Raw genomic sequence first — 22,502 nt, 5'->3', positions numbered from 1 at the left:
AGACTATTAAGGCTTACCCTTGCCATTTCACTATTTCTAGAGAATCTGTATAGACCAGTATTTTTTCTAAAACCTCCATATTCATAGAGATTAATACAGCCTCATACTTATTAAGTTGAGATCTGTGATCATCCATAACTGCTCCTGTTTTATAATCCATGATTACAACCCCTTCCTTTTTAATAACTAATCTATCTGGTATTAATCGCGCACCAGTAGGAAGCAAAATAGGCTGCTCATTGCGCACCTCTAACCCTTCTTTATAATAAGAGACGAGTTCTGGATGATGTATTACACTTGTAATCATCACATTCATCTCTTTTTGTTCCTTTTTTGATAAAGAAAAATCACGATCTATTTTATTCTTTACTTTCATTAAATCGTTAACCACAACAACTTGTGAAAGATACTCGTGTAGCACATTACCCTTTTGGATCGCATCACTAACACCGCTAGCCCACAGCAGTCCTTTTCTAGTAGAAATACTCAACCTATCTGTGTCTAGGTTTACCTTATACTCTTCGAGCATCTCGCTCTCTTCTGGTTTTACCTTTACTGACCTGCGGTGCACCTCTCCTATTTGAGCGCTTTGAAAACCTTCTTCGATATTTAAAATAAGTCCCTTTCTATCGACAAAATCTTTTAATAAAGAAGAATAATTAGTCGTTTTACTATCTATACCACTTATAAACAACTGCTCTCTAGCTCTTGTAAATGCAACGTAGAGTGTATTTATTTGATCCATCTGTGCTTTGGCAAGATTATTCTGATAAACTTGTGGCGCCTTGCCAGGATAAAATTCATTCTCTTTTTTTAGATTGATATAAACGTGATCAAAACCATCATATTCCTTCTCATCTACTGTAACCCAACCGGCCGGATTTCTAGCATCATCTAGTTTCTTATCGCAATGTGGCACTATCACAACAGGAAACTCTAGTCCCTTAGATTTATGGATAGTCATTATTTGCACCGCATCAGAATCTGCAGCAGCTGGTACGCTTAATTTTTCTTTTTTCAATTCCCAGTGCTCCATAAAACCAGAAAGTGAGACTTCATAACCTGTGGAGTATTCAAATAAGAATTCCATAAAAGCCTGTAGTCTGGTATCCTGTTCTTTAAATAATCCTAAAGAATCTGCTACGTGTTCTGTTGCCTGAAATAATGCCGCTTTCGCGAAAGCGGAACCTAAATCATCTTCTTCTACACCTACTAACTTTTTTCCTAGATCCAGCAGGCTCTCCTGTAAATGTGCCGTCACAAAAGAATGTATATCTTCCATATGAAAGACTCTCGTATAAGCTATTAAGAACTCGAAACGTGGCTGTTGCTGGTCTGGAACCTGGATCATTTTCATTAATGAAACTAACAACTGGACTTTATGAGACGCAAAAACTAGCAGACTATCTCCAGAAACCACACGCATTTCTTGAGACACGAGATATTTTGCAATCTCATGACCTTCTTTATTTGCGCGAACTAAAACACATATCTCGCCTAAGGAAAAGCCATTATTATAGGCTTTTAAAATCTGTTGATGCACGTGATATGGGTACGGTGTTTTAAAGTCGTCTTCATTCTCATAAGGCGCTTCAAAATCTTTATCTATAAAATCTATTTGTATGTAACCTCCTTCTTTTGCCCTAGTTTTTTGTTCTAAATACTCTTTGTACAAAGTCTGATAGACGTCGCTAATTAAGTGATCTCCATAAGTGTCAAAGAATTCATTATTGAATTTAATTACCTCATCAAAGCTGCGCCAGTTAAACTCTAAGGTCTCGTCTTTTTTAGGCAACATAAAAAGGTCTGGTGTAGCGAGTAGTCGTAAAAACTGATCTGCATCTCCACCACGGAATCTGTAGATGGACTGTTTTGCATCTCCCACGAGCATGAGACTACCTCTTTCTTCATTTTCTCGTTCTTGCTGCAACTCATTTTCTATGAGTGGCGAGAGATTTTCCCACTGCATGCGGCTGGTGTCTTGAAACTCGTCTATAAAATAATGACGGTAGCGCTCACCTAGTCTTTCGTAAATAAATGGTGCTGGCTGGTCTTTTATCTGCTCTGCAAGAAGTGCATTAAATTCATAAATAGGTACAATTTGTTCTGTTTCCTTAATTTTATCGATTTCATGGAGCAACTCATTAAGTAAGGATAATGGTGTGAGAGTGCTCGCTATGTTTTTATAAAAAAGCACAGTACCCATGTTTTCTTTATACGACTCTGCAAATTCTTTAAGGTCTCTCGCCATGGTATCGATAGCGTCTTTAATTTCTTGTGCCTTATTTTTAGGATACAGGTCACCTGCTATTAAATCTCTTATAGAGGCTGCGTCTAGTTTTACCGTAAAATCTTCTTGAGACACTTTAACAACTACATTAAAAATACTTCTAGAACCACCTTTAAAATCTTTGGGAGTAATATGTAGGCTTTCTGACAGTGCAACAAGAGTTTTTGCTTTATCAGTTAAGTGTTTTTGAGATAGGTTGATTTTCTTATATAAACTTGTGCGAAAACGTAAAAAATCTTCTACCTCTTTCCCCTTTAATTGCTTTAAATAAGTGTAATGATTTTCATTAAGAATTAATTTTGCGATATCTAAAAGATCATACTCTACATCCCAACTTTTACCTTCTTCTATCTTCAAAAGAGAAAAATCTACCAGAAGCTGTGTAAGCTTATTATCTTTTCCTGCACGCGCAATAAGGTTATGAATGGCTTTTGATATAAGTCTATTGCTATCTAATTCTACCTCAAAATTATCTGGCAGGTCTATATCCTTTGCAAAGGTTCTTAAAATACGATGGTTAAAAGAATCTATAGTCACGATATCAAAAGCAGAGTAATCGTGAAGCAATTGATTAAAAATAGCACGCGCTTTCTTTTTAAACTGCTCCTTATCTAGAGCTGTCTGGTCCATTATATGACTAGCGATACCAGCAACACTGTGTTCTAATTCTTCTAGAGTAAATTTATGTAGGTAATCGAGAATACGTTCTTTCATCTCGCCTACTGCTTTATTTGTAAAAGTAACAGCGAGTATGCGACGATACCCATTTGAATATGGATTTTTAAATAGCAGTGTGAGGTAATCCTTAGCTAGTGTAAAGGTTTTACCAGAACCTGCGCTGGCGCTATAAAAGGTAGTAGATGATTGAGACATAGTCAAATATAAGCATAGAAAACAGGATCAATTTAAATTAATATTAAAAGAAGTCTTTATTCTTTTAACTATTTTACTCATCATTTTAAGGTTGAACACTTTAAGTATAATATAACGCAGATTATTTTAACAGTAACTTTTAAGTACTTAATTTTAGAGCTCGAGAATTAACACAATAAAAACTATATAAAATGGCTTTTGAATTACCAAAATTAAATTACGCAACAGACGCACTAGAACCACATATCGATGCAAAAACTATGGAAATACACCATGGTAAGCACCACCAAGGATACACAACTAAATTAAACAACGCTGTAGAAGGTACTGATCTAGAAGGTAAAACTATCGAGAACATCCTTTTAAACTTAGACTTAGAAAATAAGGCAGTAAGAAATAATGGTGGTGGTTTTTATAACCATAGATTATTCTGGGAAGTAATGACTCCTAATGGTGGTGGTCTTCCTACTGGCGACCTAGCAGATGCTATCAATGCTTCTTTTGGTTCTTTTGAATCTTTCAAAGATAAATTTAGCGCTGCTGCAAAAGGACAATTCGGTTCTGGATGGGCATGGTTATGTGTTCACAAAGATGGAAAACTAGATGTATGCGGTACTCCTAATCAAGATAACCCATTAATGCCTGGTGTAGGCTGTGGTGGTACTCCTGTTTTAGGTCTTGATGTATGGGAGCATGCATACTACTTAAACTATCAAAACAGACGCCCTGATTATGTTGAAGCTTTCTTTAATGTAATTAACTGGGAAGAAGTATCTAAAAAATATGCTGAAGGGAAGTAATCCTAACTAGCTAAAATTTAAAATCCCCAAATCAACGAGTTGATTTGGGGATTTTTTTATGCCATAAATACTAGCTCTTAATAAGCACGCTCATCATTTCCTTCAAAGAAATTGATATATGCGCGGTTTACTACACGATTACCGCCTACAGTTGGGTAGTCACCTGTAAAATACCAGTCTCCTAAATTTTTAGGGCAGGCCTTATGAAGATTTTCTACCGTTTGATAAATCACCTTCACCTCTGCATTGATGTCTTCGTCAGATAGCAACTCTCCTATTTTATCAGAGATCTCCTGGTCTTCAAATGGTGCATATAAATCTACTACGTGATTTACTACATCTACATCTTCTAACTCTGTTTGTAATTTACATTTATTATAAATATCTTCTATAACATGATAAGTACCACGATCTTTATGTAATGCTAGCGCCGCTCTAAAAGCAACTAGACCTTCTAATCGTGCCATATCGATACCATAGCAATCTGGGTAACGTATTTGTGGCGCACTAGAAACTACTACTATTTTCTTAGGGTTTAATCTATCCATCATTTTAAGGATAGACTTTTTTAACGTCGTTCCTCTTACGATAGAATCATCTATGATTACCAGATTATCTTCTGGCTGCACTACTCCATAAGTCACATCATAAACGTGAGCTACAAGATCATCACGAGAAGAATCTTCTGTAATAAAGGTACGTAGTTTTGCATCTTTAATAGCTATTTTCTCAGTTCTCAGCTTTCGCGACAGCGTTTCTTCCACCTGCTCTGCTGTTAACTGTCCATTACCTGCAATAATGAAATCTCTTTTTTGCTGATTAAGAACTGCATGACCTTCTTCTACCATACCGTAAAATGAAGTTTCGGCAGTGTTAGGGATGTATGAAAAAACGGTGTTATCAATATCGTTATCGATACTTTCCATAATCTTAGGAAACAATAATTTTCCTAACATTTTACGCTCTTTGTAAATCTCTGCATCACTACCACGAGAAAAGTATATACGTTCAAAAGAACACGCTTTGCGTTCTAATGGTTCTGTAATCTGGTCTAGGGTAACCGTACCGTTTTTCTTTATAATAATTGCTTTACCAGGGTCCAGTTCTTTTACCTCATCAAAAGGTGCATTAAAGGCAGTCTGTATAACCGGTCGCTCACTTGCTACTACTACTACCTCATCATTTTTAAAATAATAAGCTGGTCGTATTCCTGCAGGATCACGCAACAAAAACGCATCTCCATGCCCCATAAGTCCACCCATGGCATAGCCTCCATCCCAGTCTCTTGCACTTTTACGCAAGATCTTTGCAACATCTAGTTCTTCTGCTATTTTAGGACTAGCCTCTCTTTTAGAAAGTCCTTTAGATTTAAATTTCTTGTATAGCTTACTTACTTGTCTATCCTGAAAATGACCTACTTTTTCCATGACAGTTACGGTGTCTGCCATATCTTTAGGATGTTGTCCTAATGACACTAACTTATTGAAAAGCTTGTGGACGTTAGTCATATTAAAATTACCTGCCATAATCAGGTTGCGGTGCATCCAGTTGTTCTGTCTTAAAAAAGGATGTACCGATTCTATACTATTTTTTCCAAAAGTTCCATAACGCACATGCCCCATTAAAACCTCTCCTATATATGGAAGTTGTTCTTTCTGGGCAGCAAAGTCGTCTTTAAGTTCTGGATTTTCAATAAGCCCAGTATTAATGCGGTCGTTAATTTGAGCAAAGATATCTTGAATAGGTTGCGCAGCATTACTACGTACTCTAGAAATATAACGTTGCCCTGGATCTAGATCTAGTTTAACACTTGCAAATCCAGCACCATCCTGACCGCGGTTGTGCTGTTTCTCCATCATTAGATACATTTTATTTATACCATAAAAGGCTGTACCATATTTCTCCTTGTAAAATTCTAATGGTTTAAGAAGACGGATAAGTGCTATACCACACTCGTGTTTTAATTGATCGCTCATGATGGGGATTATAAGGATATAAAAATAAAAAAGCCCCAAGAAAATCTTGAGGCCTTTTGATAGAATTATTAACTTTTTATTTCAAACTTTGTGAGCGCCTTGAATTGCTCTAAACGTGTTTTGATCTCTTCATTTGTAATGGTCTGCATGCGCTCTGTACCAAATTTCTCTACTGCAAAAGATGCAAAGTTAGATCCATAGATAATGGCACGTTTCATGTTTTCAAAACTATAGTCACCGCTAGCTGCAAGGAATCCTGAAAAGCCACCTGCAAACGTATCTCCTGCTCCAGTAGGATCAAAAACTTCTTCTAGTGGTAATGCTGGTGCAAAGAAAATCTCTTCATTATGGAATAATAAAGCTCCATGCTCTCCTTTTTTAATCACCACATACTTAGGCCCCATAGCATGAATCTTTCTTGCTGCAGCAACTAGAGAATATTCTCCAGACAGTTGTCTAGCCTCTTCGTCATTAATAGTGATTACATCAACTTTGGCAATTACCTCGTGCAACATATCTAGTGCACTGTCCATCCAGAAATTCATGGTATCTAGGACGATTAATTTTGCTGCTGGAGTCTGCTCTATAACACCTAATTGCACTGCTGGATGTAAGTTTCCTAACATCACAACCTCAGCATCTTTAAATGATTCTGGCACAACTGGATTAAAATCTGCTAATACATTAAGCTCTGTAACTAACGTATCGCGCGTGTTCATGTCGTTGTGGTATTTTCCTGACCAGAAAAAAGTTTTCCCTTCTTTTACCACTTCTACACCTTCCACATTCATGCCGCGGTTAGTCAGCATGTCTAAATATTCTTGAGGAAAATCACCTCCTACCACACTTACTAGACCTACTTCTGTATTAAAGTGAGATGCACTAAGTCCTATAAAGGTAGCGGCTCCACCTAAAATCTTATCTGTTTTACCAAACGGAGTTTCAATCGCATCAAATGCTACTGTACCTACCACAACTAATTTGCTCATGTAAAATTTTTTTGCAAAAATACGGTTTCGTTTTGAGTTATAACTTGCTCGCTATAGATTTTAAGCATAGTTCTTTTAAAGATTAATTATGAGGCTCTAGAACATCTATCTATCTCGAGCAACTCATCCATGTACTCTCTAGAATTACTTAATCTAGGTATCTTATGTTGACCGCCTAGCTTATCCTTCTTCTTTAACCAATTGTAAAATACATCTGGCTTTGCATTGTGTATGATCAATTGTTTTAAAGTTATATCATTAGCCCGTTTTGCCTCATAATCACTATTTACTCGTTGTAGATTGTGGTCTAACGCTTTCGCGAAAGCGGAAACATTTTCTGGCTCTGTTGCAAATTCTACCATCCACTCATGCGCTCCTTTTTCTTTACCTTCCATAAAGATGGGCGCTACACTGTAATCTTTAATAGCACAAGGAATTTCCTTAATGGTTTTCTTAAGTGCTTCTTCGGCATTTTCTATAATAAGCTCTTCACCGAATACGTTTATATGGTGTTTAGTACGACCACTTACTTTAATACGATAAGGGCTTTTACTAGTAAAACGTACCGTGTCACCTATTTTATAGCGCCACAGACCAGCATTGGTCGTGATGATAATAGCATAATTCTCACCTAACTCTACCTCGCTAATAGGTATCACTTTTTCTTGCGGCGTTCCATAAGTTTTCATGGAGATAAACTCATAAAAAATTCCATAATCTAGCATAAGTAATAGTTCCTTACTATCATTAGTATCTTGGATCGCAAAGAAACCCTCACTCGCATTATAAGTCTCGTAATACTTTATATGTCCTGCTGGTAATAATTTTTTAAACTGCTCTACATAAGGATCAAAACTCACACCACCATGAAAGAAGACCTCCATTTGTGGCCATACCTCTAGAATATTATCTTTTCCTGTAGTCTCTAGAACATTATTGAGCAACACCATCATCCAGGAAGGTACTCCTGCAAGACTGGTTACATCTTCTTTTATTGTTTCTTTTACGATCGCAGGCATTTTAGTTTCCCAATTTGCCATAAGAGCTACGTCATTACCTGGTGTAGAACTATAGTCTGCCCAAAAAGGCATGTTATCTATTAAAATGCTACTCAAATCTCCAGCTACAGTTCCCGACTTTTTATCTAGTGTATTGCTACCACCTAGTCGCAATCCTTTTCCTTTGAATATCTTAGAATCTGGATTGTTATTGAGGTACATGCACAATAAATCCTTAGTTGCTGCATAATGGCAGTCTTCTAGTGATTGCTGGCTTACAGGAATATATTTGCTACGCGCACTAGTTGTACCACTACTCTTTGCAAACCATTTAATATCACTAGGCCAGAAGATATTACCTTCTCCGCTCATCGATCTCGTTATGGCATCTTGCATTTCTGTATAATCAGACATTGGGACGCGGCTTGCAAACTCTGCATAGGATTTTATAGTATCAAAACCATACTTTTTACCGACCTCTGTATGTCGGGCATAATAAATAAGATCTTGTAATATATTATCTTGTAATTCTTGTGGATGCTTCATAAAAAGCTCCATATCATGAATACGTTTCTTAAGAAACCACGATACTACAGAATTGACTAGTGCGTTTGCCATTATTAATTAGAGTTCATCTTATTTTTACAGATTCAAAGATACTTCGATAATTTTTAAAGTTACTAAAATGATCCTTACTGGCACTATAAGAAAAATGCAAACTGAACTCAAAGAAACAGTTCAATACTATCTGGTATTCCCAGACAACTTTGTACACATGAATCAGTTGCTGGATAAAAGCATTTCTTTAAAGCATGTAGGTAATGAGTGTCTTAACTGTAGTCTGGATAAAAAAATATGGCGTCAGGGTTTTTGTTACGATTGTTTTACCGCATCACCACAAGCTGGCGACTGGATTATGCGTCCAGAATTAAGTCGCGCTCACCTAGAGCAAGAAGATAGAGATCTAGAATATGAGAAAAAAGTACAACTTAAACCACATATCGTTTACCTAGCAAACAGCAGTAATATAAAAGTAGGAGTAACTCGTAAAACGCAGGTTCCTACCAGATGGATCGATCAAGGTGCACATGAAGCTGTTGCCATTCTTGAAACACCTAACCGTTACCTAGCCGGTATTGCAGAAGTCGCACTAAAAGATCACGTAGCCGATAAAACCAACTGGCGCAAGATGCTTACTAATAGTATAGAAGATGTTGATTTGTTACGCTTTCGCAAAAGCTTACTCCAGCACATTCCTCAAGAAGCACAACCTTATATTCTCGATAATGAAAAGGAATGGGAAATCAACTTTCCTGTACTTCAATATCCTGAAAAAGTGACTAGTGTTAATCTTGCAAAAATTACCGAGTACGCAGGAAAACTGAAAGGCATTAAAGGACAATACTTAATCTTTGAAGATGGTAAAGTAATGAACTTGAGGAGTCATGAGGGGCTTGTGCTAGAAATTAAGGTGGAATAGAGAAAGTAGGAATTTTACGGACAAACATCTCTTTAAAAAACTCCCCTACAAACCACTATTGTGGAAAAACTATAATATCCTACTAGAAACTGAATAAGAAGCAAAAATGATCAAAGACCTAGAAAAAAAGATGAGCCTTAAAGAACAATTTGAGAAAAATTAAAAATCAATTGACATCAAACTTGCGAGCCTCGTTTTTTTTTTTTGATTTGTAGAGAAAGCTAAACAAAATGTCTAGCAACTAATCAAAATATATTATTTATGAAAACGTTAAGTTTAAATGAAAGTAGTAGTGTAATGGGTGGTGACAGATGTTCAAGATTAACAGCTCGTTTGGCACGTCAGACTGCGCGAGGTAATGCAGGTAGCGCAAGATGGATTAAGACATTTGCAAAGGGTGCAGCTGCTTGCGCAGGGCAGTAGTAAACTTTCTAGCTTTATAAGCTTATAAAGCTGGTTTAATTAAAGACCAGCTTTATTTATTTTAAAAATATGAAAAACATACAAATTATAATTTTGTTTTTATTGACAACTACGTCCGTATACAGTCAGCGTATAATAAGTGGAACAATAACCAGTAGTAATAATGATATTCCAATAGCTAATGTAAATATTTCCTTTCAAAATGTAAATTTAGGAACAATATCAAATTCAAATGGTGGCTTTGAGATAATTACACCCAATGATCCAAAATATTCAGTGCTTGTTTTCTCATACATTGGCTATAAAAATTATTATCTAAGAATAGACTCATTAAAGAAATTTACTAATTTAAAATTAAAACTTGAGCCACAAATTATTCAGCTGGATGCGATACTCTTAGAAGAAAGAAAAGAATACAATGCAGATGAAGTTATTGATTTTGCTATCAATAACATGAAAAACAATTTGATAACAAATCCATATATAGCCGAAGGATTTTTAAGACACACCGAGAAATCGTCAAATCAAGTGAAATGGCTAATTGAAGCCGCTATATCAGTTTATGATGAAGGCTACTTGACTGATACTAACAACATTCAAATTAGTATAGATGAATTAAGAAAAAGTATTGACAACAGAGATTTAGACTCTACATACTTGTACACCAAATATTTAACAACGAATAAAGGTTTTCGATTTAAAAAAGCTTTGAAAAGTGCTCAAAGAAAAGATTACTCTGATCTTGAGTTTACAAAAGCTTTAAATTACCTAGATAATCAAAAAAGTTCTTTGGAACTCCTCTTAAAATCAAATCAAAATTTGATTAGATACGCTTATGAAAAAAATGCCATTTTAGACGATGATTTTAAGGAAAAGCATACTTTTAAATTGGACTCAATGGTAACTCAAAATGATAGATTTCTTTATAAAATAAAAATACTACCATCTTCAAAAAATAAAAGATTGAATAACTTACTAAAAGATAATTATTTACCTATTGGATGGATATACATATATGCTGATAATTTTGCAATCAAAGAGTTAACCTACTCTTTAATTGGAAGTGAAAAACGTAGAGAAAGTATGCGCATTTTCACTGGTACGGAGATACTATATACTTTAAATTACAAATTTAAATCTTATTACGACAAGATGTTTTTGACATATATCTCGAAAACTGAACCAAAAATAATAGGAACAGAAGCCACTGAAAATTATTTGGAAAACAATTTAAAAGATAATTTTAATTTGACCAAACAAGAAATACTATTTAGCAACTATGTTACCAATGAAGATGTTATCGAAACGAAAATGAAAAGTTCTAAAAACAATGGTTTATTCGAAAAACGACCTTATAATGCTGAATTCTGGAAAAACTATAACATTTTACTAGAGACAGAAGAAGAAGCAAAAATGATTAAAGACCTAGAAAAAAAGATGAGCCTTAAAGAACAATTTGAGAAAAATTAAAAATCAATTGACATCAAACTTGCGAGCCTCGTTTTTTTTTTTTGATTTGTAGAGAAAGCTAGACAAAATGTCTAGCAACTAATCAAAATATATTATTTATGAAAACGTTAAGTTTAAATGAAAGTAGTAGTGTAATGGGTGGTGACAAATGTTCAAGATTAACAGCTCGTTTGGCACGCTTGCAAGCTAGAACACAAACTATCAGAAGAGCCGATAGAATATACAAACAACAACAAAAAGCGGCAGATGCAAAATGCCCAGGATTTATTAAAGGTTAAGAAATATGAAATCTATAGAACTTAATACGCTAAGCGAAATAATAGGTGGAGATTACTGTAGTAGAATCAATGCAAGATTAGACAGATTAGGTGATCGAGAAGTAACGGATAGAAGAACAAGAAGAATTAATAAACAAATAAGAAAATTAGGTGAAGCTCGCTGCTCAAGGAATGGTGTGTCTGTCCTAAATCCACATAGTTAATTATTTTAATAACACTATAGAGTTTAAAAAGGTTACGATTATAAGTGAAACCTTTTTAAACTTTTTTTTTTAAAATGATATGAAAACATTTTACGCTATTTTACTGTGTTTATTGACTTGTCTTTCCGAGTATTCTGATTTTGAGTTAAAAATCATAGACGCAAATGGCAACTCTATGGAATCTGTACATATATACGTTAAAGATCTGAATCTAACATTAATTTCAAACTCAGATGGCAAAGTTATCCTTCCAGTTAATAGGCTGAGTAACAACACAAAAATTTCATTCAGTTATATAGGATTTAAAACATATATCACAAGTCTAAGCGACCTTTCGAAAAAAAATAAAACCGTTATTATGGTTCGAGAGTCAACTCTTTTAGAATCTGTAGTTTTGAAACCTTTGTTAAAGAACCCTAAAAAAATTATAGAAAATGTATTGTTAAATTATTATGACAATTTCCCGTCAAAACCTTTTGCTACAACTGGTTTCTTGAGGTATACTGAACGAACTAAAAATGAGTTCAGATTCCTTAGTGAAGCCGCTATAAAAATATGTGACCCAGGTTTTAATTTTCCCTCACAAAACATTTCGGTTGATTTTTTAGAAACTAGAAAAAGTTTAGACTTTAGAGAGTTAGATTCTATATTTATACTATCACAGCATCTTAGAAAAACAAGGGAATACTCATTTAAGAGAAGCAGAAAAAAGGCCTTAAAAGAAAATGAGTTTTATAGTAAAGCCCAATGGAATGAAATAATTAGAGTTTATGATCAACGGAATTTTGAGGGCTTAAACCTTTTTGACACTCGTATTATTAAACCAAAAACAAATAAAAAAGGTAAAATAAATTTAAAAAATAATAATTTTATTAATCAACATAGTTTTAAGTTAGACAGTGTTATACATAGTGAAGACAATACAATATATAAAATCAAAATTCTACCCACAACACCACCTTCAAAAGTTGTACCAAAATGGGGTGATTCTATGCTTCCGTTTGGCTATATTTATGTTAATGCAAATAATTATGCTATTTTAGAGATGGAATACACTCTTATTATCAATCCCTCCAAAAATTTTGTTCAAACATTTGAAAAAATTAATGGTTCTAAAATATCTCTACAATACAAAATTAAATTTAAAGAGCTTCATGAAAGAATGTATCCATACTATATTTCTTATTGGAGCCCTTTGTGGCACAACGCAACATTATCGTCAACCGACAAAAATAAAAATGATCAATATTACTATAATAAAATTGAAATTTTATTATCAGAAACCGTGTTAGAAAGTAATGAGGTTACTGTAAACAAAAAAGACCTGAATATTAACAATAACGTATTATTTAATAAAAATAAATACAACCCAGAATTTTGGAAAAATTACAATGTCCTATTGGAAACCGAAGAAGAAGCAAAAATGATTAAAGACCTAGAAAAAAAGATGAGCCTTAAAGAACAATTTGAGAAAAATTAACTACACATGACTCGATTTTTAAAAAGCCACGTGCTTTTAATAGCATTAATGGTTGCAATTTTATGTTTTATACTGTCCTATCTAAGTACAGACGTAGTATTAAACGATCAAGTATATCAAGAATTTCTAGATGAAAAATATGAGGCAAAGTATGATGAGTATCAAGATCTAGATATAGACCTCAGCGAGTTTGAGGAAGAGCTTGCTGCCTTTGAACAAGATGTAGAAGAAACCTCTTACGGTTGGGATGAGCTTTATGTAGATGCCTTGTTTATTTTTATACCTTTATTACTAGTAGTGGTAGGATATAGTTGTACTTATCTGGTATTGATATTGTTTCATGAACGATTAAACATTATTAAATACGCAAGTTTATTAAAAGTCACTTTAACTAGTTTTCTAGTTTTTTACATTCCAGAGCTATTAGCAACCATTTATTTTGTCATCTTTAAAAGTGATTATAAAATGGAAGACATAAGGCATTTTGATAATTATTTTCAAATGTCCAGTTGGTTTGAAAAAGAGAATGTCCCAGCATGGCTGTGGAATATTGTAGCAGAGACCAGTTGGGTTTATATCTTATTCCCTTTACTAGTAGGTTTATTACTGCGATTGCTCTACAAACAATTTACTGCGTTACAATTGATAGGGTATTCGTATCTCGCATACCTTATTGTATTTATTTTTTACAACACCATTTTCTGGTATTTGTTTGACCTTTTTTAAAATGATGCGCAAAATCTATGTAGTAATCATTGCGTCACTACTTCTATCGGTAATAATGATTGTAACTTTAAAAGCACAAGATGTTAAAGAGAATCATGAAATAGTCAAAGAAGAAAGCGATATTACGTCATTAAACAATCAAATACCCTTGTTTGAATTTTTACAACAAGATGGTACTCCTTTTTCTAAATATGATCTTGATAAGCAGCGTAATTTAATTCTTGTTTACTTTGATCCAGACTGTGGTCTTTGTGAGAAGTCTGGTGCCTTTTTTAAAACATTTGCAAAGCTTCATGCATCTTCACAAGTCATATTTACAAGTCCTGCCTCATGGGATAATATGATAGATTATAAAGAGCGACATGAGCTGGATAAGGTTTCTAATGTATCGTTTCTACAATGCGATTCAGATCAGTTTTTTACACTTTTTAAAGAAGCTGGCACACCTACCTATTTCATTTACGATAAAAAGCAAGAATTAGTAAAAACGATTAACGACCAGTTGCCTGCACCTCTACTTATTAAATATATTAAAGGTGCTCAAATGGAGTAAGAGTTGGTTGTATTATCGCTTTCGCGAAAGCGAAATAAACTACTTTCAAAATAAAAATGTTTAAAACTTATAGCTATAAAAAACACCTTGTTTTACAACAGGATCAAAAGGATTGCGGTTGTGCATGTCTTAAAATGGTACTGCGGTATTATAGTAGTGATGAAAATCTAGAGTATCTCAAAGAATTAAGTGGTACAAATGAAAAAGGCACTTCTTTCCTAGGATTAATCCAGGCTAGTGAAAAGCTAGGTATAGAAGCTATTGCCTATAATGCTTCTATAGAAGATATTATAAAGCTAGAGACTCCATATATATTACATATAGAAAATGATGGAATGTTGCACTACGTGTTGTGTTTTGGCTATAATAAAAAGAAAGGTTTCATAATAGCAGATCCTGGTTATGGAATGGCTTACTACAGTACAAACCAGTTAGAAAAACTCTGGAAAAGTGGTAATATTCTTGTTTTTAATAAAACAGAGCGACTGGTTACCAAGTCTGTATCTAAATACGAGCACTTTTTTTGGGTAATGAGTATGATTAAACAAGATCAAAGCTTTTATATTGCAGCGGTTTTTATAGGAGTTATGATCTCTTTACTAAGCATGAGCACCTTGGTTTTTACAGAAAAACTTATAGATGTAGTTTTACCATCACGTGATATAGGGTTGTTGTTTAAGACGTTAACGATATGGTTTTTGCTTTTAATTACTATTCTCATTTTGAGTTTTGTGCGTTCTAAGGTGTTATTAAATCAAGCATATCGTTTTAATATTAGGGTTTTTGACTTCTTTTTTAAACGATTATTGCGCATGCCTAAACTTTTTTTTGATAGTAAAAAGAAAGGCGATATGATTGCCAGAATGAACGATACACAGCGCATACAACGCAATGTAAAAACCATTATTGCAGACTCCTTTATTGAGTTTTTCACCTTAGTCGTAGCACTTATATTTTTGTTTTCTTATTCTACAGCAGTAGGCTGGTTAGTAACAGCATCGTTTCCAGTATTGCTATTATCTGTATGGTTGTATATTCCTACTGTTAAAAGATTGCAGCAACGTATGTTTTCTAAATATGCTGTTGTAGAGTCTAATTATATAGATACTATAAGCGGTATAAATACCATTAAAGTATATAATAAAGAGCCTATTTTCTTTAGTAAAACGGTTGACTATTATAAAGCCTTTCAAAAATCCATTCTGGAACTAGTACATAAAGATATTTCACAGGCGCTTTTAGTGACTATTTCAGGCACTATTATTACTGGAGTAGCTATTGCTTATGCAGTATTGCAAGTCTATGATCGCGCTATAGAAACAGGTGATCTAATTGCTATTATCTCATTAGTTACGATGGTAGTAGGTGGCGTTGAAGGTATAGTACAGCTTAACTTTGAAATCCTAGAAAGTAAAATAGCTTTACAGCGCATGTTTGATTTTGTACAAAGAGGAACGACCTTAGAAACCGAAATTCAAACGGATCAAAACACTTCAATAGATCAGATATACTCTATTTCTATTAATAACGTAGTCTTTGCATATCCTGGGCAATCATTAATTATAGAGAAAAGTGATTTATCATTTAAAAAAGGGCAAATACATTATTTAATGGGTTCTAGTGGTAGCGGTAAAAGTACACTGGCACAATTATTACTCAAATTTTATAACCCTGTTGAGGGCACTATTATGATTAATAATGACGTTAACCTTAAAAACATAGATAATAAGAAGTGGTTAAGTTATGTATCTTATGTGCCGCAAGACATTAAAATATATAATGAAAGTTTATATTACAATCTAACGCTAGGTCTAGATATAGAAATAGTTATAGATTATTGCGAGAACGAATTAGGTTTGGCTTCATTTTTCAATAAATTTAAAGATGATTATAACACTATTCTAGGAGAAGAAGGTGTAACGCCATCTGGCGGCGAGAAGCAATTTATAGCTATTGCTAGAGCCTTAATACATAGACCTAAATTATTAATTTTAGACGAGGCAACTTCGTCTTTAGACAGTTTAAGTCAACTGAAAGTGTTGAAATTACTGGACTCCATAAAAAAAAATATGATTATTTTATTTATAACTCATGATGATCGTATTGTAGAAAAAAACAACAGTACAGTTTATGAATTAAGAGATAAGATTATTTCTTTGAATAGATCTATATGATAGAAATTAAAGAAATCATACAAGTGGCTTATTCTAATTTTGATAAAAGTAAAAACTCAGGAATAACTGTTGCCTGGGGTATATTTATCTTAATTCTTTTAACCGCAACTGGCAATGGCCTTCAAAATGGAATAACAAAATCGCTCTCACAGTTTACGATAAATTCTATCGATGTGTACGCAGGGCAAATTTCTATATCAAGCTTGGGAGTAACTAAGGGCGATTATGTGGATTTTAATGAGGTTACTACCTCTCAATTAAAGCGCAATTTTAACGAGATAGAATATTTATCTCCTGTTATAAATGTATCAGGTAAACAGCTATCTTCTGATTTAAATACTACCCAAAGATTTACACTTTATGGAGTAGAGCACGATTATTTTAAAATAAAAACATTGAACCTAAAACATGGGAGATTCTATAACTATAAAGATGTAAATGAACATGTAATAGTCGTGGGACATAATATTGCAACATCTATGTTTAATAATTCAAATGCAGTAGGAAGAATACTTATTATAGATAATAGAGGGTACAAAGTTGTCGGTGTGCTTGAGGAAGATAATTTTATGAGCAATACTGGACTCCATGTATTTATGCCTTATGAAGTTGCTATTGCATTAAATGAGAATAGAAATTTTGATAATTTTGTACTTTCTATGAGTCAAAAAACTAATACGGAATCTTTTACAAAAACGTTGAAAACATACCTTAAAAAAATTAAAGGAATTCATTCTAACGATAAAACAGCATTATACCTTGACCATCCAGCCGCTATTTTAGAAACCTTCAATACTGTATTTAAGGCGATTAATTTGTTTTTATGGTTTATAGGAATTTCATTTTTAGTAAGTGGAATGTTAAGCATTTACAATGTGATGACTATAATTGTAACCGAAAGAACTGGAGAGTTTGGTATTAGAAAATCATTAGGAGCAACACCCATTTCTATACAAAAAATGGTGCTTTATGAAGCTCTTATAATTACATTACTTTCAGGGATATTAGGAATGATTCTCGGCTATTTTGTAGTGCTTCTTATTAATACTTATCTTAGTATAACAAGTACAAATGAATTTCTTGAATTAACGATCAGTCCCTATATAGTCATTTTTGGAATTTTACTTTTAATGATATCAGGATCTATAGCTGGGATAATTCCAGCTAGAAAAGCATCTAATGTACTTCCTGTTGAAGCATTAAGAGCATTAAATAATTAAAATATGAATAAAACACTAGGTTTCATAATTGTATTATTAATACTTGCAGGAGCTGCTTTTATTATAACCAATGATAATGGTAAAAATATCCCTACAGAAAAACCCAAATTAAGAAATATATCAAAAACTGATTTTTATATAGGTAATTTTAAACCATCAGAAATTGTAAAAATAGCTTCAGAAATTCCAGGAGTAGTTGACACTATTTATGTTAAAAACAACCAAAAGGTTGAGATAGGTTCTCCAATAGCAAAGGTGAAAATTATTCAAAACCCTAATATTATTCAAGATGCAAAAAGATCTGTTCAAATTACTCGTGCAGATTTGAATCAAAAGAAAATTGACCATGGCAGGAACGAGCAGCTTTTTAGCAAAGGTGTTATCGCAAGGCAAGCGTTTGAGATTACTCAGTTAGCTTTAGATATGTCTAGGATAGAATATCAAACAGCAATAAACAACTTAGAAATTGCCAGAAACGGATACGTTAAAAAGTCAAAAAACGCTCCTAATTTTATTATTTCAAAAACTCAAGGCAGAGTTTTACAAGTATTAGTTAAAAATGGCAAACAAGTTACTGAACGCAATACCTTCAATGATGGAACAACGATTGCAATAATAATTGACGATTCATCATATTATTTTTATTTTACAGTTTCTGAATTAGATATCAACAAACTGGAAGTAGGCTCTGATTTCAAGATTGTTATAAAAGCGCTAGATAATAGTGTCATAAAGGCACAAATCGAAGAAATTATCCCTGTAATCAAACCAGATGAATTAGTGGATTATAATGTTAAAGCTATAGTTTTAGATTCAATTTCTGGTATCAGACCAGGGTTTACAGGTCTTGCAGAGTTTGAAACCGCAAGTGTTAAAAAATCCTTGAGTATCAAGGAAAAAAACATCATTTATAGACGGAGAAAAAGCTATGTAGAATTAGTTGATAAGCAACAATCTATTAAAGAAATTGAAATTGAAACAGGAATGTCTGACGGTATTTTTACTGAAATTAAAACTGGATTAAAACTTACGGACAAAATAAAGATACAGTAAGATAATTATTACTTCACTTTTATCAAGCACGACTTTTAAGTCTATTTTCTACGTCGAAAATAATGCGCAAAATTACGTACTTTTGCCAGCTTTAAAACACCAGTGTAATGAGTAAGAAATTCAACGAATACAAAGGATTGAACCTACCTGAAGTAGATGAACGCATCAAAAACTTCTGGAAGGAAAACGACATTTTTAACAAGTCCATGACGACTCGTGAAGGAAATGAACCTTTTATTTTCTTTGAAGGACCACCGTCTGCAAATGGTTTACCTGGTATTCACCACGTTATGGGACGTACAATCAAGGATTTATTCTGTCGTTTTAAAACCCAACAAGGATACCAAGTTAACCGTAAAGCTGGATGGGATACTCACGGCCTACCTGTAGAACTAGGTGTAGAAAAAGCACTAGCAATTACTAAGGAAGACATAGGTACTAAAATATCTGTAGAAGAGTATAACCAGGCATGTAAAGATGCGGTATTAAAATACACCGACATCTGGAGCAAGCTTACTGATGACATGGGCTATTGGGTAGATATGGAAGATCCATATATTACTTATAAATCTAAATACATGGAGTCTGTATGGTGGCTATTAAAAGAAATCTATTCTAAAGATTTACTTTATAAAGGATATACAATACAGCCCTATTCTCCAGCTGCAGGTACAGGATTAAGCTCGCACGAGTTGAACCAGCCTGGAACGTATCAAGATGTTACAGACACCACAGTAACAGCACAGTTTAAAGTTGAGGATCCATCAAAATTACCATTTGAAAACAATGGAGATGTGTTTTTCCTAGCTTGGACTACTACGCCATGGACACTACCATCTAACACTGCACTTACTGTAGGTCCTAAAATCGATTATGTACTAGCTGAGACTTTTAACCAATATACTGGAGAATCTATGCAGGTGATTCTTGCTGAGAAATTAGTGAGCTACCAGTTTGGTAAAAAGTATGAGCTTTTAGAAGGTAACGCTTTCGCGAAAGCGAAACTAGAATACAAATTAGGAGATAAAAAAATCCCTTATCAGTTATTAGGTTCTTGTAAAGGAACTGATCTGGTAAATTTAAGATACGAGCAGTTGTTGCCTTATGCACAACCGTATGAAAACGCGCAAGATGCTTACAGAGTGATCGCAGGAGACTTTGTAACTACTGAGGACGGTACAGGAATCGTACACACAGCACCTACATTTGGTGCAGACGATGCACTGGTTTCTAAACAGGCAAATCCACCTATCCCACCGATGCTGGTTCTAGATGAAAATCAAAATCCAGTACCGCTGGTAACTCTTCAAGGAAAATTTAGAGATGAATTACCTGAGGTAGGTGGTAAGTATGTAAAGAACGAATATTTTGCAGATGGAGAAGCGCCAGAACGCTCTGTAGATGTAGATATCGCAATTGCTTTAAAAGAACAGAATCGTGCTTTTAAAGTAGAAAAATATGTCCACAGTTACCCACATTGCTGGAGAACTGATAAGCCTGTTTTATACTATCCGCTAGACAGTTGGTTCATTAAAGTGACGGAATTTAAAGACCGTATGCACGAGCTGAATAAATCTATCAACTGGAAACCTAAATCTACCGGAGAAGGAAGATTTGGTAACTGGCTAGCAAATGCAAACGACTGGAATTTATCTCGTTCTCGTTTCTGGGGAATCCCGCTACCTATATGGAGAAATGAGACTGGAACTGAAGAAATGATTATAGGTTCTATAGAAGAACTTACCGCAGAGATAGAGAAATCAATAGCAGCTGGATTCATGACTTCTAATCCTTTTGCCGGTTTTAAAACTGGCGATATGAGTGAAGAGAATTACAATCTTGTAGATCTTCATAAAAACGTGGTAGACGACATTTATCTGGTAGGTAAAAATGGAGAGAAACTAACACGTGAGACAGACCTTATTGATGTATGGTTCGACTCTGGTTCTATGCCTTATTCTCAATGGCACTATCCTTTTGAAAATAAAGAACAAGTAGAAAATCAACTGAGAAAAGCAGATTTCATTGCCGAAGGTGTAGATCAAACTCGTGGATGGTTCTACACACTACACGCTATCGCTACCATGATAAGCGATGATGTGGCTTATAAAAATGTAGTTTCTAATGGGCTCGTACTAGATAAAAACGGACAGAAAATGTCTAAACGTCTAGGTAACGCAGCAGATCCTTTTGAAACTTTAGGTAAATATGGAGCAGATGCTACTCGCTGGTATATGGTAAGTAATGCTAACCCATGGGACAACCTTAAATTTGACCTAGACGGTATCACAGAGGTGCAACGCAAGTTTTTCGGTACACTTTATAACACGTATTCTTTCTTCAGTCTGTATGCAAACGTGGATGGATTTACTTATAGTGAAGCTAACATTCCACTAGAAGAACGTCCAGAAATAGACCGCTGGGTTTTATCTGAGTTAAATACTTTGATAAAAGAAACTACTGCTTTCTATGAAGATTATGAACCTACAAAGGCTGCAAGAGCTATCACCACTTTTGTGACTGAGAACTTAAGTAACTGGTACGTACGTTTATGTAGAAGACGTTTCTGGAAAGGAACTTATGAACAAGATAAAATTGCTGCTTACCAGACACTTTATACTTGCCTTAAAACGGTTGCACAATTAGGCGCACCTATTGCTCCATTCTTTATGGATCAACTATACCGCGATTTAACTAGTGTTTGTGAAAGTGATGCTAGTGAGAGTGTACACCTTGCATTATTCCCTAAAGCAGATGAGTCACTAATAGATGCAGTTCTAGAAGAAAAAATGCACAAAGCACAAGTGATATCTAGTCTTACTTTATCATTGCGTAAAAAGGAAAGCATCAAAGTACGCCAGCCTTTACAGCGCATTATGATACCGGTTCTAGATGCAAAAGATAAAGCGCAAATAGAGGCAATTGCAGATCTTGTAAAGAGCGAGGTAAACGTAAAAGAGGTAGAATTAATAGACGACGCTAGCGGTATTCTAGTAAAAGAAATTAAGCCTAATTTTAAGGCTTTAGGGCCACGTTTTGGTAAAGCGATGGGACAAATAGCTGGTAAGATAAAAAGTTTTCAACAAGAAGATATCGCTTTGTTAGAAAAAACTGGTCAGAAAAAGGTAGAAGTAAATGGAAATGCAATTATATTGACCCTTGAAGACGTAGAGATTACATCTTCAGATATAGAAGGATGGCTAGTAGCAAATCAATCTGGAATCACGGTTGCACTAGATGTAACCATATCGCCCGAGCTTAAAAAGGAAGGGATTTCACGAGAACTTGTGAATCGCATTCAAAACATAAGAAAAGACTCTGGACTAGAGGTAACAGATCGTATTAAAATAGCTATTCAATCACAGAGTGAAATTGATGGAGCGGTTGCGTCTAACGAGCAGTATATTAAAGATGAAACCCTTGCAGATGATTTAACGTTAATACAATCTGTAGATAATGGTACGCTTGTTGAATTTGACGACATTGTGACCTCAATACAGGTTATAAAATTATAGA

Annotated in this window: 16 protein-coding genes; 12 read left to right on the top strand and 4 right to left on the bottom strand. The window is 34.3% G+C overall.

The window, feature by feature from the left end:
• Positions 1-13 precede the first annotated feature (13 nt).
• A complete protein-coding gene (locus Q0838_RS04960) occupies positions 14-3,163 on the bottom strand; it encodes an exodeoxyribonuclease V subunit beta (RefSeq protein ID WP_298951997.1) in 3,150 nt (1,049 codons plus the stop codon).
• Positions 3,164-3,354: 191 nt separating this feature from the next.
• Here Q0838_RS04960 and Q0838_RS04955 point away from each other — a divergent pair, with 191 nt between their 5' ends.
• Complete coding sequence (locus Q0838_RS04955) at positions 3,355-3,963, top strand: superoxide dismutase (RefSeq protein WP_298951995.1); 609 nt, start codon at positions 3,355-3,357, stop codon at positions 3,961-3,963.
• Positions 3,964-4,040: 77 nt separating this feature from the next.
• Here the strand turns inward: Q0838_RS04955 and Q0838_RS04950 are convergent, their stop codons facing one another.
• The 3 genes from Q0838_RS04950 to Q0838_RS04940 all read right to left on the bottom strand — a co-directional run bounded on the left by Q0838_RS04950 (position 4,041) and on the right by Q0838_RS04940 (position 8,544).
• On the bottom strand, positions 4,041-5,939 hold the full coding sequence (locus Q0838_RS04950; protein ID WP_298951993.1) for an amidophosphoribosyltransferase: 1,899 nt from the start codon (positions 5,937-5,939) through the stop codon (positions 4,041-4,043).
• Positions 5,940-6,007: 68 nt separating this feature from the next.
• Positions 6,008-6,928 carry a PfkB family carbohydrate kinase gene (locus Q0838_RS04945; RefSeq protein ID WP_298951991.1) on the bottom strand — a complete coding sequence of 307 codons (921 nt, stop codon included), beginning with the start codon at positions 6,926-6,928 and terminating at the stop codon, positions 6,008-6,010.
• An 86-nt stretch (positions 6,929-7,014) separates the two neighbouring features.
• Positions 7,015-8,544 (bottom strand): GH3 auxin-responsive promoter family protein, encoded by a 1,530-nt coding sequence (locus Q0838_RS04940; protein ID WP_298951990.1) that lies wholly within the window; start codon positions 8,542-8,544, stop codon positions 7,015-7,017.
• A gap of 67 nt (positions 8,545-8,611) precedes the next feature.
• Here Q0838_RS04940 and Q0838_RS04935 point away from each other — a divergent pair, with 67 nt between their 5' ends.
• The 11 genes from Q0838_RS04935 (at position 8,612) to ileS (ending at position 22,501) form a co-directional block, all read left to right on the top strand.
• The gene (locus tag Q0838_RS04935) at positions 8,612-9,406 is read left to right on the top strand and encodes a DUF2797 domain-containing protein (RefSeq protein WP_298951987.1); all 795 of its coding nucleotides are present in this window, start codon (positions 8,612-8,614) and stop codon (positions 9,404-9,406) included.
• Between the two features lie 261 nt (positions 9,407-9,667).
• Positions 9,668-9,829: a hypothetical protein gene (locus Q0838_RS04930; RefSeq protein ID WP_298951985.1), complete on the top strand. Its 162-nt coding sequence runs from the start codon at positions 9,668-9,670 to the stop codon at positions 9,827-9,829.
• Between the two features lie 69 nt (positions 9,830-9,898).
• Positions 9,899-11,299 carry a carboxypeptidase-like regulatory domain-containing protein gene (locus tag Q0838_RS04925; protein WP_298951983.1) on the top strand — a complete coding sequence of 467 codons (1,401 nt, stop codon included), beginning with the start codon at positions 9,899-9,901 and terminating at the stop codon, positions 11,297-11,299.
• 98 nt (positions 11,300-11,397) lie between these two features.
• Entirely contained in the window at positions 11,398-11,577 is a 180-nt protein-coding gene (locus Q0838_RS04920; protein WP_298951981.1) for a hypothetical protein, read from the top strand.
• A 282-nt stretch (positions 11,578-11,859) separates the two neighbouring features.
• Entirely contained in the window at positions 11,860-13,260 is a 1,401-nt protein-coding gene (locus Q0838_RS04915) for a hypothetical protein (RefSeq protein WP_298951979.1), read from the top strand.
• 6 nt (positions 13,261-13,266) lie between these two features.
• Positions 13,267-13,986, top strand: a complete 720-nt coding sequence (locus Q0838_RS04910) for a hypothetical protein (protein ID WP_298951977.1) — start codon at positions 13,267-13,269, stop codon at positions 13,984-13,986.
• Positions 13,987-13,990: 4 nt separating this feature from the next.
• A complete protein-coding gene (locus Q0838_RS04905) occupies positions 13,991-14,539 on the top strand; it encodes a hypothetical protein (protein ID WP_298951976.1) in 549 nt (182 codons plus the stop codon).
• 56 nt (positions 14,540-14,595) lie between these two features.
• Positions 14,596-16,713, top strand: coding sequence for a cysteine peptidase family C39 domain-containing protein (locus Q0838_RS04900; RefSeq protein WP_298951974.1), 2,118 nt, complete (start codon positions 14,596-14,598; stop codon positions 16,711-16,713).
• Complete coding sequence (locus Q0838_RS04895) at positions 16,710-17,933, top strand: ABC transporter permease (protein WP_298951972.1); 1,224 nt, start codon at positions 16,710-16,712, stop codon at positions 17,931-17,933. The genes Q0838_RS04900 and Q0838_RS04895 overlap by 4 nt, the downstream gene beginning before the upstream one ends.
• A 3-nt stretch (positions 17,934-17,936) precedes the next feature.
• The gene (locus Q0838_RS04890; protein WP_298951970.1) at positions 17,937-18,986 is read left to right on the top strand and encodes an efflux RND transporter periplasmic adaptor subunit; all 1,050 of its coding nucleotides are present in this window, start codon (positions 17,937-17,939) and stop codon (positions 18,984-18,986) included.
• A 107-nt stretch (positions 18,987-19,093) separates the two neighbouring features.
• Positions 19,094-22,501, top strand: coding sequence for an isoleucine--tRNA ligase (ileS, locus tag Q0838_RS04885; RefSeq protein WP_298951969.1), 3,408 nt, complete (start codon positions 19,094-19,096; stop codon positions 22,499-22,501).
• Position 22,502: the final 1 nt, after the last annotated feature.

Origin of the sequence: uncultured Nonlabens sp. (genome assembly GCF_947495285.1) — a bacterium.
GTDB lineage: Bacteria > Bacteroidota > Bacteroidia > Flavobacteriales > Flavobacteriaceae > Nonlabens.
The sequence above is the reverse complement of the archived record's forward strand: the minus strand, read 5'-3'. Positions and strand labels throughout refer to the sequence as shown.